The following is a 15,606-nucleotide window of genomic DNA, read 5'->3' on the forward strand; positions in this document are numbered from 1 at the left end:
CGCACATAGACATAGCGATGTTAGTGTCCTCACGCTCACCACAGACACCGGAAGTAATGTTGACGCATGTTTTTTCGCATACGTGGCTTGCGTCGCAACTCTTGCCGGTCAGATCGCGTCGATTCGGTAATGTCGACAATCGCCAATGCCATCGACGCGCATTTCTTTCGCGCGAGACAATTGAACGCAAATACGTTTCGAAGTTCTTACAACTTCATTGGCCTATCACCCTTGACCCGGGCACATCGCCTGCTTACGATCAACGTGATCCAGTCTTCAGCAATGCTGGCTGCAAAGCCCGGTTTGTATCTGCATCATCAGGGGGACTCTTATGTCTTACCGCCGCTGGACGTCTCCTGCCGAGACCGCAGAATGGATAATCCTCGTCGGCGCGGCTTTCGCAGTGCTGGGCGGGTGGATACCCTGGATGGGCCACGCGCCTTACTACTTCGTTGCGGGCGTTGCGTTGATCGGCGCCGGCATCCTCATGCTATGGAATCGCTCCGCGGGACTATGGTGGTATTTCGCCATGTTCGCCGCTGCCCTGCTCTGGTCGATCTTCAAGGTTGGACTGGATGGCTGGAGCCTTCTGTCGCGACTCCTCGTGCTCGCCCTGATCGGCATCGGGATAAGCCTGGTCATTATCACCAGCAATTCGAAAGCTGGCCGGCCGCTACGCGTAGCGGCAATCATCACGGCGGTGATCTACGTCGCCGCAATTGCCAGCATGCTCTGGTCCGCCATCTCCTGAGCGCGACCGGGCGCGTCCATTCACACACGATTCGTACTGGTTCAGCAAATAGCAGCGTTCGCCATCGGTCGGATTTTCATGTAGTTGATTATTCAAATGAATAATCAAACGGCAACACGTACTGAACACCAAACGCATTCATAAAATGGTGCGGTGCGTTTTACCGCAGGCACGTATTCATCCTACTACGCCTCTTCCACGCATTAGTCGTCCGCCGCCAATTTCAAGCAAACGGAATACTTTGGCGCGCTGCGCGTCTTATTTCGATGGATCATATGGATATGCCTCCGATGTTCATACGTATCTTGTTCGGAGTCCATATCGATAGGGAAATGTGAAATCGCCACGCCGCTGAATCGGACTACCGGGACAACATAATGCGAAACTCACCGACCGAGACCGCTTTCCTTCCCGACATCGCCGCCCGCGCGAACACGGGTAGTATTCGCCACGAAATCCGCGTATGCGAATCCCTCGCGGACTTCACGAAACTGCGACCTTCCTGGGAAGCCGTCTGCACCGCGTGTCCAGCGACGCTCGAATTCACCTACTGCGAGCTCGCCGCAATGCGGGCATTCGCCCGCGGCGTGGTGGTCAATGTTGCGCTGGTCTACGACGGCGCCACGCTCGTCGCGCTCTGGCCGCTGTGCGTTGCGCGCGAAGGCGCATGCCGGGTCGCGCGCGCACTGGGCTGCGGAAGCAACGAGGAATACGGCGGCCCGCTCGTAGCCGATCGAGGCGACAGGCGCTTTTATGACGCCGCCGTCGAGGCATTGCGCAGCATCGACGCGGACTTGCTGGAGATACGGTTCGTCGAGTGCCAGGGTCCCCTTCACGCCGCGCTTTCGCGCGCCTCGCAGTCGTGGGTCCTGCGCGCCCTGCCGGAGCGCTGGCGTCTGCTGTCCGGCTATTCCATGGAGCTGTCCCGATTCCCCACCTTTGACGCCTTCATCGCGACGAGACCCGATTCGCTGCGGCGCCCGTTGCGGCGTCTCGCGAGGCGCCTTTCGGAAGACGGCGCAGTTGAATACGGTTGGTGTCGGGACGCCAGCGATGCCCGCGCGGTACTGACCTGGCTCTTTGAGAAGAAGCGCAACTGGGTGATCGCGCGCGGCCTCGACGCCCCCTATCTGATGAACGACGACGTCCGCGACTTCTTCATCGAACTTGCCGAGCGGACCGATCTCGTTGCGACGCCTTTGGTTTCGTTCGTCAAGCTTGACGGCGTGCCCATCGCGGCATCCGTCAACCTGACCGGGCCGCGCAGGCTGGAGTATTTCATCACGACCTATGACGAAGCCTATGCCGCCCGCTCCGTGGGCAACCTGCTTGTTGATAGCATGGCTCGGTGGGCGCTCGCGAACGGCCGCGATTTCGACTTCCGGCCATACTTTTCGAGCTATAAGGAGCGTTGGTCAAATCGGAAGAGCTGGTACGAGTCTCATTTCGTCATACTGACATGGCGTGGCAGACTCGCTGAGTTTCCACTTGCCGCTCAGCAGCTTCGGCGCGTATTTCGTAGAGCGCGCGAGTTTGCCATCGACCCGCTGCGCGCGAAAGTGCGCGCCCTCACGTCGGCGCGGTGAACGTCGCATTCGATGGTCAGTCGCAACGCCGGTTCGTCCAGTCCTTCACGTACGCGGGTGCTTCACGCTCCGGCATCGCTGTGTCGGCGACGGGCGGCAACGGTGCAAGCGTGAGCGGCAGCACACCTGCCCAGACGGGTCGATCCATGTCCTCCTCGTCGTCCTTCGGGCCGCCCGTGCGGATCTTCGTAACGGACTCCGAGAGCGCAATGCGCATGACCGTGGTCGCCGTCAGTTCCTTGCCATTGCCCGCGCGCACCTCATGCCTGCGCCCCGGCGCAATGTGCTCCATGAAGGCATCGAGCACGGCAGCCTTGTGCTCCGGGGGCACCACCTCGAATACGCCGTAAATCACCGCGGAACGATAGTTCATCGAGTGATTGAACGCCGAGCGCGCAAGCACGAGGCCATCCAGATGCGTAACGGTCACGCAAACCTGGGCGCCTTCGGCTGCCAGGCGCAGCATGCGGCTGCCGTTCGAGCCGTGAATGTAGAGATGGTCGCCCTCGCGCCAGCACGCGGTGGGAATGCAATGCACGCCGTGCTCGTCAGCGAAGGCGACGTGGCAGACGTAGGCTTCGTCAAGAATCGCGTGCAACGTTGCCGCGTCGTAGTTCGCGCGTTGCGCGACCCGGCGCACGCGCGTGCGTTGCGAAGTTGCCGCGCTGGTGTTGGCGGCGGGTTCGTTGACGGCATCGGCGAGGGACATCGTTTTGCTTCCTCTACGGTTCGGGTTGAGATTCCGCGTACGATAGACAAGCTGTGGCCCTATGGGTAGATCCAGACTCGCATTGAGTGATGGGGCCACGAGATCATCGAGCCCCCGATGATCGTAGGTAATACACCGTAAACCGTTAAATTTCTGACTAAATCATCCGCAATACGTCTTTTCGATATTCGTCAGGAAAAAGCTGCAACATCAAAAAATCTCCTGTACAATCCGGCCTCCTTGATTCCCCGATAGCTCAGTCGGTAGAGCGCCGGACTGTTAATCCGTAGGTCCCTGGTTCGAGCCCAGGTCGGGGAGCCAGACATGCGGGAGTAGCTCAGTTGGTAGAGCGCAACCTTGCCAAGGTTGAGGTCGCGAGTTCGAGACTCGTCTCCCGCTCCAGCACCCAGGCGCGCCATCCGCCTGCGATGAGGGCAGCAAGCCAGCGCGCTTGCCTTTGTCTTGCGGTAGTGAAAACCGGAAGCACGCCCCCTTCCCCTCCAGCGAAGTCGCTTCGATCTCCATTCCGAAAATATTCGAATTGGATCGCAAGTAACCTGCGCCGTCTTCACGCTAATCACGCGTGCCGCGCAGTGTGTTCCCGGACGCGCCCTCTCCCAAACGGCGCTCGCATGGTTGCCGGTGTTGTGAATACTCACACCCGCTATACGAGCGTATGATTCCGCCAGGCGGATTCCGTCATTACTATCAGCGCTGTCGGCCCGCGCTGGAGTTCTGTTCGGGCGCGCCGTTGTTGTTCAGGAGATCATGCGTGTCCGCCGCTCATCACGTCTGTGTGGTCGACGACGATCAGTCGGTTCGGCTAGCACTTGCCAGCTTGCTTCGTTCGCTCGGCTACGAAGTCGAAACCTTCGAATCGGGGAATGACGTCCTGCGCTGGCTCGCGCACAATCGCACCGCGTGCGTCGTCTCCGATCTCCAGATGCCCGGCATGTCCGGCCTTCGAATCTTCGAGTGCATGATCGGCATGGGAGTCGATGCCCCGTTCGTGCTGATCACGGCGTATCCGACTGCCGAAGTTCAGGCGCGGGCACTGTCGATTGGCGTTCGCGCATTCCTCACAAAACCGGTCAGCGCCCAGACGCTGGCAACGCACGTCAAACAGGCCGTCAATCGAGACGATTAACGCTTGAGCGCTGTGTTCCCGCCGGCGCCGCAAATGCAGCGGCGAGCGTAAAAACGAAGCACGCGCCATGTGGCGTGTTGGGCTCGAACTCCAGCGTGCCGCCATGCCGTTCGATAATCGAGCGGCAGATCGACAAACCCAGACCCATGCCTGTGGCCTTGGTCGTCACGAATGGTTCGAACAACGAACCCTCGACGCAGGGTTGCAACCCATGCCCCGAGTCGGCCACCGTAATTTCGGCCCGGCCGCCGCCCACATGCCGACTGGAGAGTGCGAGCACCCGCGCGCGCGAATCGACACTTGCCATCGCCTCCACGGCGTTGACAATGAGATTGAGCGCGACTTGCTGAATCTGCACGCGATCGCCCTTGACGAAAAAGTCCGGCGCGATGGCGTTATCGACTTCGACGTGGTTATTCTCGACTTCCGCGCCCGCGAGCAGCAGCGCTTCGGCAACCGCGCTCCTAAGGTCGAACACGGTTAGCGTGGGCGGCGCGTTCTTCGCCAACTCGCGTATGCCGTGAATGATGCTCGACGCGCGCAGGCTCTCGCCCGCCACGAGCGCGAGCATCTTGCGCGCCTCATCGAGCGCGGGCGGCTCGCGCTCGAGCCAGTGCACGCCCGCCGAGGCCGACGAATGAATCGCGCTCATCGGCTGACTGATTTCATGTGCGATGGATGCCACCAGTTGGCCCATGGTCGTGAGGCGCGTTACGCGTGCAAGCTCCGCCATGGCGTTGCGCAGCGCTTCCTCCGTATGCGCGATTCGCTGATTTTGCTCGACGAGATCCTGATAGAGGCGCGCGTTTTCGAGCGCGATGGCGGCCTGTGCGCCGAGCACCGAAAGCACCGCGATCTTGTCCTCGGTAAATGCGCTTTCGCTCAGCCGGTTCTCCAGAAAGATCACGCCGACCAGACCGCCTTGCTTGAGCAGCGGCAGGCAGAGCACCGACTTCGCCTGGGTCCTTCGCACATACTCGTCGCGCGTATAGCCGCCCTCTGTCGCCGCGCTGCCGAGCGCGAGTGGCTGCCCCGTGCGGATCACCGTGCGCACCAGCGTAAGCGGCAGGTCGTCACTCGAAATCTCGCGCCGCACGACGTTGACTTCGGCGAGTTCGGCGCGCGTCACGGCCTCGGCGTGAATCTGCAAGCCGCCCTCGTGGGTCAGCGCGAGCACGCAGCGCTGGGCGCCCGCGTGCTCGAGCGTCACGAGTGCGAGCGTCTCGATCAGACGGCTCAGCACGATTTCGCTGGACAGCGCACTCGAAGCCTTGATGATCGCGGCGATATCGAGTTGCTGCGAGGGGTAATCGAAAGCCGGCATCGGTGCGCTGGCCGCAGCCTCGGTCTTGAGGCCTCGCTCCGTCATGGCGCGCACCTTGGCATTCGCGCCCCACCATGCATAGGCATGCGAAGCATCGCGCAAGTAGGCGTCGGCAATTGCGCCGCGGCCTTGCTGGCGATGAAATCCCGCCGCGAGTTCGCACGCAAGCGCTTCGACATGCAGAATCCGCCGTTCGTGAGCGTGACGAATGGCCTTGTTATAGAGGTGTTCCGCTTCGCGGGCGCGGCCGTCGAGCCGCGCGATTTCGGCATCGACGAGCGCGGCCCGGCCCGTGAGATTCGCGGGACCGACATGCGCCCACGCAGCCAGTGCCGCGCTATGCGCGTCGAGCGCTTCACGGTGCGCGTCCTGTTCGTGCGGCGTAGCTGCCGTTTCGCACAGCTTCGCTCGCGTGAGTGCGCCAAAGAAGCGATATTCGATCAATTCGAGGAACATTCTCGACGCGCCGATCGATCGCCTCGCCGCCACCTCCGCCTCGAGCGCCGCTTCGAAATCGCCGCAAATAAAGCTCGCCTGAAGCATGCACGTCCAGTAGGCAAAGCCGACGCTCGTGTTGTTCGCACGCACCGCGTCGATGTCCCGCTGGTATTCCTCGTCGCCGGCTTGACCCGCCGAATCGCGCCGTCCCGCATTGCCAAGTTGTTCGACGAGCTGGATCTGCGCGCGGAAAACGCCCGAATACAGAAAGAAGCGCGACAACCTCGCGACGTTCAGACCATTCTTCGCCTCCGCCAGCACTTCGTCCAGCGGCCGGCCCGCGAGAAGCAGCACGCTCACGACATTGCGGGCGCCCGACACATCGAATACCAGATCGCCGTCCTCTTTCGCCACCTTCTTCGCTTGCTCGATATAAGGCATGGCGTCCTGGGCCGGCCGGCTCCAGGGAATCACGAGACTGCCAAAGCGCATGTAGATGCGCGCCTTGTAGCGGGATCGCTTGCAACGATCGACCACGTCGACGGCCAGTTGCGCGAACTCATAGCCCGTCTTGTAGTCGCCATAGCGCTCTGCGAACACGAGATTCAGGCAGACGAATCCATAGGCCGCTGAATCGGAAAGACCGTGCCGCAAACTCAGCAAGGTCAGGTTCAGCAGAATCACGTCGAGCAGATTGGCGTTGAAAAAGAGCGCGGGCGGAATGAGATCGGCGAGCACGTCGAGCGCGCAGCGCCACACCGGGTCTTCGACCCACGTGTTTTCGGCAAGTTGCGCAACCGATCTTTCGCCCAGCTCACTGCGCAATTGCCGGTAAAGTCGATCGACCTCACCGTCCGAAGGGCGCTCTTCGATGTTGACGCCGAGGCGGACCAGAAAATCGAGCCCCGTGGTCAGCGCCTGAATCTGCCGGTTCTGCGCGGTTTGCAGGCTCGCCGTCAAGCGCGTCAATTCCGCTCGCAACGCCATGCTCACCGGCTTGCGCCCGAGCGCCGCGAGCCGCGCCTCGGCGGGCGCGAGCGTGCCGATCAGGCATTCCACGTCGGCCCGGTGGAATTCCGTCCACTGCGCCGTGTCTTCGTCGGTGGTTTCGTCGATCAGCGCCGCCGCCGTTTCGAAATAGACGAGCGCCGACGTGTACGCGGTCGCCGCCTTCGCTCTTTCCCCTGCGAGCAGATTGAGGTAGGCAAAGCGCTTGCGCTCCTCGGGCGAAACGATCCGCGAAGCCCCACGATTGATCTGATTCGCGACGACGAAAAGTTCGTCGCCCGGCTCGTCCTCGCGCAGGCGCATGGCGAGCCTGCGCCCGATGTCGAGGTGCAGCGCTGCCTGTTCGCTTTCGCTCATCGACGCGTATGCGGCTTCGCGAATGCGGTCGTGCGTAAAGCGCAGCATGTCCGCATCGCGGTCGATGAGCGAAGCGTTGATCGCCTCGCGCAGGCTCGCCTCCAGCGCCGGCTTGCCGAGGCTCGCCGCCGCCGCGAGATCCGCGATCTTCGCGGCGCCACCCAGACTGGCAAAGACCTGCAATGCGTAGCGCGCGGCCTCGCCAAGGCGTGCGAAGCGCAGCAGCATGAGGTCCGCCACGTTGTCCGAATAGAGCTTGGCGCGAATGCGATCGACGTCCCGCAAGCGTAACGCGCCCTTTTCCTCGAATTCAATCAGCCCTTCGCTCGCGAGTTCCGCGGCAAGCTGAATCGTGAAAAATGGATTGCCGCCCGTCTTTTCCCGAATGATGTCGATCACCGGCAGCGACGCGTCGAGCTTGCAGCCCAGCGTATCGCCAACCAGGCGCGCCATGTCGCCGCGTTCGAGCGGCTCGACTGCAATCACCTGATGCCGGTCTTTCGCCTCGTCGATCAGCCGGGCGAGCGCATGCCCCGGTGTCACTTCGTTGCTGCGAAACGCCGCGATGAGCATCACATGAGAGAGTTCGCCGTCGTGGGTCAGATAGTCGAGGACCGTGAGCGTGCCTTCATCGACCCACTGCATGTCGTCGAAAAACAGCACGAGCGGGCGCTCGGGTTGCGACACGCCTTTGAGCAGGTCGGCAATCGTGCGCAAATAAAGCGCTCTGTCTACATTGAATTCCGTTTCGCCGGCGCTCGACAGTTCGCCCAATATTAGTTTTAGATCGGGCAAGAGGCCATAGAGAATTTCCGCGCGCCCGCCCATGCGCGCCACGAGGCGTTTGCGCGTCGCTGCGAAGTTCGCGTCTTCCTGACCGAGAATCGGGCGAATGAGCCGCTCGATCGCACGGACCAGCGCGCCATAGGGTTGGGTCGAATCGAGCTGTTCGCACACGCCCCGCGCGTACGAGATCGTCGTCGTGCCGATTGCGCTTGCCCATTGATCGATCAGCACGGATTTGCCGCTGCCCGAATAGCCGGCAACGAAGACCAGTTCGACCGCACCGCTCGCACTCACGCGGCGCAAGGTTGCATTGAGGGCGTCCATCTGGCCGCGGCGGCCATAGAGCGCGCCGGAGTGCCGGCTGATCGCAACGCTCGCGTGGAGGTCCAGCGGAAACGCGAGGGGAGCCTTGCGCTCCGACCCGGCGTTCAGGCAGCGCAACAAATCGGCCTGCAGCCCCGCCGCCGACTGGTAGCGGTCATTGGGATTCTTGGCGAGAAGCTTTATGACGACCGCTTCGACCTGACGCGGCAATCCAAGCGCATAAGCGGAAGGACGCATGGGCTCCTTGGCGAGTTGCGCATGCGCGAGCGCCATTCTGTCGACTCCCGTGAACGGCAGCACGCCGGTGAGCATTTCGTAGTACAGACAGCCCAGCGAATAGAGGTCGGCGCGACAGTCCAGCATCCGCTCCATCCGGCCGCAAAGCTCCGGTGCCATGTATTCGATCGACCCGCTGCTGGCGCGATGAAGATTGGCTTCGTGAACCGAACGATCGACCGTCATCGCGTGACCAAAGCCAAGGAGGCACGCCGATTCTTCGGCATCGTCGAGCAGAAAATGATCGGGATTCAGGTCGCAGTGGATCAGCCCGGCTTCATGGAGCGATTCCACGGCGGCGGCCATCGCAATCGCGGCGCGCAGAAAGCGCTCGATTTTTTTCGGTGAACGCCAGCGCGCGCGCAAGAGCGTGCCGCCGGGGTCGCACAACGCGAGCGCGAAACAGCCGTTTTCCCGCAATAGCGCCTGGGGCCGTGCAGCCCATGGCGCTGTGAGACGCGTGCGCAACGCATAGGCGTGCTCCAACTGCGCGCGCCGCTCGTGCTCCTTCGGGCCGTCCTCCGTCACCTCGAACAACACGCGTGCGCCTTCCTTGTTCACGCCGCGATAGAGCGCAGGCGGCCCTGCGACCAGTTGCGTGAGATCGTAGTCGGCCAGTTGATCGAGAATGGGCACGTAATGGCTCATGCGGCTATCCCGTTCGCGTGCGCGGCGACCGCGCCTTCGACGCAGCTTCCTGGTGCGGCAAGTTCGAAGCAGAACGTCGCGCCCGCGTCCTGATTGTTGAACGCCCAGATCGAACCGCGATGTTCCTCGATGATCGAGCGGCAAATGGACAGGCCAAGCCCCATGCCGTCCGACTTCGTCGTGAAGAACGGCTCGAATAGCCGATCGACGATATCGGCAGCGATCCCTGTGCCCGAATCGCACACACACACGCGCACGGACTCCGCGCCAGCGCGTTCAGCCGAGATCTTCAGCACTCGCGTGCTGCCCGAGCACTTCAGGATTGAATGCATGCCATTGAAGATCAGGTTCATGACCACCTGCTGAATCTGGATCTTGTCGGCGGCCACCTTGGGCAAACCGTCTTCTGCGACGACACGCAGGCGAATATTGTTCTTTTCCATTTCCTGCCGAACGAGAGCCACCACCTCGGTGACGGTCTGCGTCAAATCGATGGCGGCGCGATTCGGGCGCTCCTTGCGCGCAAGCGCGCGCAGGCGGTTGATCACTTCACTCGCGCGATCCGCGTCGCTCACGATACGCGCAAGATTGTTGCGCGCTTCGGCGACCGAAGGCACTGCGCGGTCCAGCCAGCGCATGCCCGCCTCGCCATGCGTGATGATCGCCATGAGCGGTTGCTTGAGGTCGTGCGCGAGCGACGCCGTCAATTCACCGAGCGTCGAAACGCGCGTGACGTGCGTAAGTTCCGCCTGCGCACGCAGCAGCGCATTCTGCGCCTGGTGAATTTCAGTCATGTCGGCAAGGGCGCCGACGTATTCCACAGCCCGGCTAGCGGACGCGATTGGCCTCGCCACCATGCGCAGATACTTCACCGCGCCCGTTTCCACGCGCACGCGATACTCGGCTTCGATGATCGACGCGCCTTCCTCCGCCTCACGCAGCGCGCGCCTCACCTGATCTACGTCGTCGGGATGAATGCGCTCCAGCATGAGATCCATATGCAGCCGCCCGGGCTCGTCCATTTCCAGGATCCGATAGGTTTGCGCGGAGCACGTCATGTCGCGCGACTCGACATTCCACCCAATACTGCCGATATTGCTGAGCCGCTGGGCTTCGGAGAGATACATCTCGCCGCGCCGCAAAGCGTCTTCGAAGGCGCGCCGGTCCGTGACATCGGTCGTCGCGCCGATATACTCGCGCGCGCCGCTCTCGTCGCTCGACCACGGGCGGAAAATCACCTGCAGCCGGCGCACGCTGCCGTCGCTCTGCCGTGTCGAGAATTCGTGGCTGTGCATGCCGTCTTCGCAGATCGCATTGACGAAGACTTCCTTGAAACGCAGCCGGTCCTCCTCCAGCACACACTCGAGGCACATTTCGATGGTCGGCCGCTCACACGTGAACGCCACGCCCCATAACTCGTAATTCTCGCGCGACCACAGCAATTGCCCCGAGGTCGTGTTCCAGATCCAGGTGCCCGTCTTGCTGATGCGCTGCCCCTCTTCGAGGAACGCCTCGCTGCGCCTGAGACGCGCTTCAGTTTGGCGGCGCTCGACGTTCTCGCGCTTGAGCGCGGAATAGAGTCTCGCGTTCTCAATAGAAATGGCGGCCTGAGCGGCCAGCATGTTCATCAAGTTAATGCGTGCGAAATCGAACACATACGGCGTGACGCCGTTCTCCATATACAGCATGCCAACGAGCCCCGCATGCCGCAAAAGCGGCAGGCAGAGCAGCGACCGGCAGCGGCCCGTGCTGAGGTAACGGTCGTCGCGGAAGTCGTTGGGCTCCGCGCCGTCGTCGATGACGACGTTCTCGTGAACCCGCATGACATGGCGAATCACGGTAAGCGGCACCACGGACTCGCACAGTCCCATGTCGCTTGCTTCCACGGTAATGCCGTTCTCCCCGGAGCCAGCCTGGGCCACAATACGAAAGCTCTCGCCCGACCAGAGAATGAGCAACGCACGTTGCGCGCCGCTGTGCCGCACGGCAATCTGCATGAACGCCTGCACCAGTTTGTCGAGGTCGATCTCGCTCGAAACGGCCTGGGACAACTGGACCATCGCGGCGACATCGACCGTGCCCTGTGGCGCAACATGACCTCCCGAACTGCGTGCGGCGGGTGCCCAGTCACGTAGATGGTGAAACGCCTGCTCGAGACTGCGCACCTTGGCGTCGGCGCCCCAACGCGCATAGACGTCGCGAGCCGAGCGCAGGCACGCGTGGGACACCGATGTCAGACCGCGTTGCAGGTAGAAGTGCGCCGAGCATTCACGCGCCATGGCCTCGTAATGCGGCTGCCCATTCTCACGCGCCAGTTCGATTGCGCGTTCGTATTCCTGCTCCGCGTGGACATAGTCGCCCACGAGCCGCGCATATTCGGCCGTGACGAGCGCACAGCGGCTGCCGAAGTTCTCGGGCGCGCTTTGTGCCCATGACTTGAGCCGCTCGATGGCGTCGATGAGTTCGCGCTCCATCAATTCGCGTGCGGCTTCTTGTCCTGTTTCCTGCTGAACGTCGTCGATCACGCGCACGAGCGCAAGCGCGCGCAGAAAGTAGTACGTCACCTCAATCGGCATGGCCATGACCGCGCCGAGCAGCGGCTCGATCTCTCTCGCACGCGTAACCGTGGCAGCGAAGCGGTTGTGCAGAAAGTCCAGTTTCATCGCCATGATCGCGGCATAGGCGATACCGCAGCCAAACTGGCTCTCGCGCACGAACGAGACGAGTGCTTCATGCGTGCAAGCGATGCCCAGGTCCGCCGCGTCGACGCCCTGCAAGCGCAGCAGGAACATCAATTCGAGTTCGATCGTGACGCTAATCGTCTTGTTACGCAACTCGTTGGCAAAGCGCAGATTCTCGCGGCACAGGTTGGTCACCTCGTTGAGGTGCTCGCCGCGTTCATAGGCCTGCCAGATGCTCTCGAACGCGATATATCCTGCGTAGATGAAGTCGCCCGCTTCGACGCATTGGCTCATTGCGCGGCCCAGCACAGGAATCGCCGCACGAAATGGCCGCCGCCAGATCAGGATGTGATCGCCGTGCAAGTGCAGCAGCGTGCCGGTCAGACGCGGTTCGCCATAACGCTCGTTTACGGCGAGCGCAAGCTCGGAAAAGCGCAGCGCGAGATCATAGTCGCGCGTGGTGCCGACCAGCAACAGCGCGTAGATGGCGTAGACATAGCCTGCCAGACGCGTGTTGCCGTGCGACAAGCACAATTCGGCCGCCTTGAGCACGAGAATCGGGAACAGTTTCTGTACGCCGATATACGCACTGGGAATCGCGTCGACAATGAGACCGATCACGGCCTCGTGCATGGGGTCGTCGAGGCAGCCGCGCGTGAGCAGCGCCGCCACCTGATGCGGCGGACACCACTCGCGCAACGCCGCGAGTTTTTGCGCGACTAGCGCATCGTCGATGCCTTCACCCTGCACCTCCACGTTCAGCAGCGAGAGCGCCCTGAGCGTCGTGTCGACCGCGAGCCGATAGTCGCCCGACGCCTGGTGAATGCGGATTTCCATCCGCAATGCGGCAGCGCGTTTGAGCAAACCGCCCGCGCGGTTGCACGCTTTGCGCGCCGTTTCCAGCGCCTGGCTGAAATCGCCGGTGAGGTACTCGCATTCCGCCATGTCGAGCAGCAGACGGAATACGTCGATACGCCCCTCGCTCACGCCATACTGCGCGATGAGCTTTTCCGCCTGCGCGAAATACTCGCGCGCCGAACTCCACGCCGCCGCCGCTTTGGCTGCGTTGCCCGCCAGCACGTCGAGTTCGGCTAGCCGCGTGCGGTCGGGTTGCGAAAGGATCCGCTGCGAGCGGTTCAGGTGGCCGACTACTTCGAACACTTCGGCCGTGCTCGGCGCAGTTGGCATGGCAAAGAGCAGATTGGTGCCGATCTGCGCGTGCGCGAGTTCGCGCGCGGTTTCACCGAGCATCGCGTACGAGGCTTCCTGCACGCGGTCATGCGCGAAGCGGTAAGCTTCCCCCTTGCGCGACACGAGGCCCGCCGTTTCCGCTTCACGCATCGTCGCCAGTACGCGGCGGCTATCCGTGCCGAGCACGCGTGCCAGCGCGCCCACGCGCGCCGTTCCTCCCACACACGCGAAGACCGCGAGGACATGCTTTGTTTCGTCGTTCAGGCGCGTGAGACGCAGCGTGAGCAGGTCGACCACGTTGTCGGTGTAGCCCTTGTCGCGAATCTTGTCGATGTCCCACGTCCAGCCGACGCTGTACGAGTCCGGCACGATGAGCCGGTCCTGAATCAGTTCGCGCAGAAATTCGATCGTGAAGAACGGATTGCCGCCCGTCCTTTCGAAGATCACCGAAGCGAGCGGCGCTACGGCCTCGGGCGGCTCGACCAGTGTCTCGGCGATCAGCGTCACGATGTCCGCGAGCGTGAGTGGCAACAGACCGATTTTCTCGGTCACCTTTCGGCCGAAAAGAATGCCGTTGAGCCGTTCGCTCGCCACCCGCGAGCGGCCCAGATCGATGCTGCGATGCGCGAGTACGAGCAGCAGATTCTTCAGTTCGGCGTCCGAAGCAAGCCCGTCGATGATTTCCAGCGTGCCGGAATCGAGCCATTGCACGTCGTCCAGAAAGAGCACGAGTGGCCGTTGCTTGTCCGAAAACAACATGAGAAAGCGTTTGACGACCAGCAGAAACCGGTTCGTCGCCTCCTGCGGCGGCAGGGTTTCGATTGCAGGCTGCGGCCCCACCATGGCGCCAATTTCCGGCACCAGATTGACGATCAGTTGGCCGCCCTTGCCCACGGCTTCTTCGAAGCGCCCCTTCCATACCGCGATTTCCGGGCCGGTCTTCCTCAGGAGCGGGCGCACGAGCCCGCGCAGCACCTGGACAAAAGCCGCGTATGGCACATTGTCGTTGTACTGATCGAATTTCCCGAGCGTGAAATGTACGCCGGCCGAACCGATATTGCGCTTGAATTCCTCGATAAAAAAGGTCTTGCCAACGCCGGGCTCGCCCTCGACGATCACCGCCATAGCGTCGCCAGTCTGGCGCACACGTTCCAGCGCGCCGTGCAGCTGTTCGAGTTCGCGCTGCCGCCCATACGTGCGCACGGGAAACACGGCCTGCGATTGACGGTCGCCCCGGCCGAGCAGCGCGGGCGAAACCTCCGCACCGTGGGTCATTTCGTCGAGGCAGAGCTGCAGGTCCGCCTCGACGCCCGCGGCGCTCTGATAGCGGTCGTCGACCGCTTTCGCCAGCAGCTTGTTGATGACGAATTCTATCTCGGGACGGATATCGGCAACGAGACTGCCCAGCGGCCGCGGCGTGCTCACGAGATGCGAATAGATCCATTCCTCGCGTTCGCGCGCCTCGTAGGGCATCCGCCCGGACAGCAGTTGATAGAGCAGCACGCCGAGCGAATACAAGTCGCTGCGTGGATCGTTACGCTGGCTCACGGCGCTGGTGCGCTCGGGCGCGAGATACGGCAACTGGCTCATGGGCACGACGCCGATTTCGCCGCCCCCCGCATAGTTGCCCTCGATGCCACAAGCGCTGCCGAAACCCGTGATCCACACGCGCTGCTCCCAACCTACGAACAGGCTGGCGGGGCTCAGGTTGTGATGAACGAGTCCACGCGCATGCATGCCTTTGAGTGCCGAGGCGAGCGACACCGCGAGCGAAAGAAAGCGCCGCAACGAGCGGCCATGCGCAATATCGCCGCTGAGCGATACACCTTCGCAATTGTGCAGCGTGAGGAGAAACTGGCCGCCCGACCGAAACAGCTCCCGCGGACGGATACCCCATTGGGCGTCGATCGATTCGCGCAGACCGTATTCTTTTTCAAACGAAGCGAGGAGTTCACGCGACGCGCGTGCCTCGAATGGCGCTTTCACGATGAGCGGCTGATCGCTCGCGTCGGTGGTCACGCGGTACATGACCAGGTCGTCTTCGCGATGGAGACGTTGCGCGCCGGTGATGCGCCCGTGAATTTCCGCTGCGCCCGTCGCTTCCCAACCCGGGATAACGATGATCGAATACCGACCCGCTCTAACTGCCATAGCTCTCTCCGTCAGTGTCGTGCCGGCGCATCATTGAATGCGCGCGTGCTCCGCGGCGCTAATGGCCTCCATCTTCCTCACGAGATCGGCGACCGACTGATCGAGCTTGCGCATGGCGGAGCCGCGGTGAATGTCCGGCAGGCACGGCTCGCATTCACGGCCGCGCGCTCACCACGATCGCTCTCGATTGGGTACATGCCAAACTCCGCCGGTTGCCGATTTCAGGCAT

The 15,606-nt window shown here is 62.3% G+C and carries 6 protein-coding genes and 2 tRNA genes; 5 read left to right on the forward strand and 3 right to left on the reverse strand.

Going from position 1 to position 15,606, the window contains the following annotated elements; all coding sequences use genetic code 11:
* Positions 1-331 precede the first annotated feature (331 nt).
* Complete coding sequence (locus L0U83_RS34340) at positions 332-751, forward strand: hypothetical protein (protein ID WP_233888602.1); 420 nt, start codon at positions 332-334, stop codon at positions 749-751.
* Positions 752-1,128: 377 nt separating this feature from the next.
* Complete coding sequence (locus L0U83_RS34345; RefSeq protein ID WP_233888603.1) at positions 1,129-2,337, forward strand: GNAT family N-acetyltransferase; 1,209 nt, start codon at positions 1,129-1,131, stop codon at positions 2,335-2,337.
* A gap of 16 nt (positions 2,338-2,353) precedes the next feature.
* Here L0U83_RS34345 and L0U83_RS34350 read toward each other — a convergent pair whose 3' ends face one another.
* Positions 2,354-3,109: a pyridoxamine 5'-phosphate oxidase family protein gene (locus L0U83_RS34350; RefSeq protein ID WP_373321185.1), complete on the reverse strand. Its 756-nt coding sequence runs from the start codon at positions 3,107-3,109 to the stop codon at positions 2,354-2,356.
* Positions 3,110-3,291: 182 nt separating this feature from the next.
* On the opposite strand from L0U83_RS34350, the gene L0U83_RS34355 reads away from it, so the two are divergent.
* The 3 genes from L0U83_RS34355 (at position 3,292) to L0U83_RS34365 (ending at position 4,193) form a co-directional block, all read left to right on the forward strand.
* Positions 3,292-3,367: transfer RNA gene (locus L0U83_RS34355), tRNA-Asn, on the forward strand.
* 5 nt (positions 3,368-3,372) lie between these two features.
* Positions 3,373-3,448, forward strand: a tRNA-Gly gene (locus tag L0U83_RS34360).
* Between the two features lie 370 nt (positions 3,449-3,818).
* A complete protein-coding gene (locus tag L0U83_RS34365; protein ID WP_233888605.1) occupies positions 3,819-4,193 on the forward strand; it encodes a response regulator in 375 nt (124 codons plus the stop codon).
* Here L0U83_RS34365 and L0U83_RS34370 read toward each other — a convergent pair.
* Positions 4,177-9,354, reverse strand: coding sequence for a trifunctional serine/threonine-protein kinase/ATP-binding protein/sensor histidine kinase (locus L0U83_RS34370; RefSeq protein ID WP_233888606.1), 5,178 nt, complete (start codon positions 9,352-9,354; stop codon positions 4,177-4,179). The two genes, L0U83_RS34365 and L0U83_RS34370, sit on opposite strands and share 17 nt — an antisense overlap.
* Positions 9,351-15,377: an ATP-binding sensor histidine kinase gene (locus L0U83_RS34375; RefSeq protein WP_233888607.1), complete on the reverse strand. Its 6,027-nt coding sequence runs from the start codon at positions 15,375-15,377 to the stop codon at positions 9,351-9,353. Before L0U83_RS34375 ends, L0U83_RS34370 begins: the two co-directional genes overlap by 4 nt.
* Positions 15,378-15,606 lie beyond the last annotated feature (229 nt).

This window comes from Paraburkholderia flagellata (assembly GCF_021390645.1).
Lineage (GTDB): Bacteria > Pseudomonadota > Gammaproteobacteria > Burkholderiales > Burkholderiaceae > Paraburkholderia > Paraburkholderia flagellata.

Excerpts from the sequence above, each read along its gene's own strand:
- L0U83_RS34370 (WP_233888606.1), bottom strand. The coding sequence starts at position 9,354 with ATGAGCCATTACGTGCCCATTCTCGATCAACTGGCCGACTACGATCTC.
- L0U83_RS34345 (WP_233888603.1), top strand. The coding sequence starts at position 1,129 with ATGCGAAACTCACCGACCGAGACCGCTTTCCTTCCCGACATCGCCGCC.
- L0U83_RS34375 (WP_233888607.1), bottom strand. The coding sequence starts at position 15,377 with ATGGCAGTTAGAGCGGGTCGGTATTCGATCATCGTTATCCCGGGTTGG.
- L0U83_RS34340 (WP_233888602.1), top strand. The coding sequence starts at position 332 with ATGTCTTACCGCCGCTGGACGTCTCCTGCCGAGACCGCAGAATGGATA.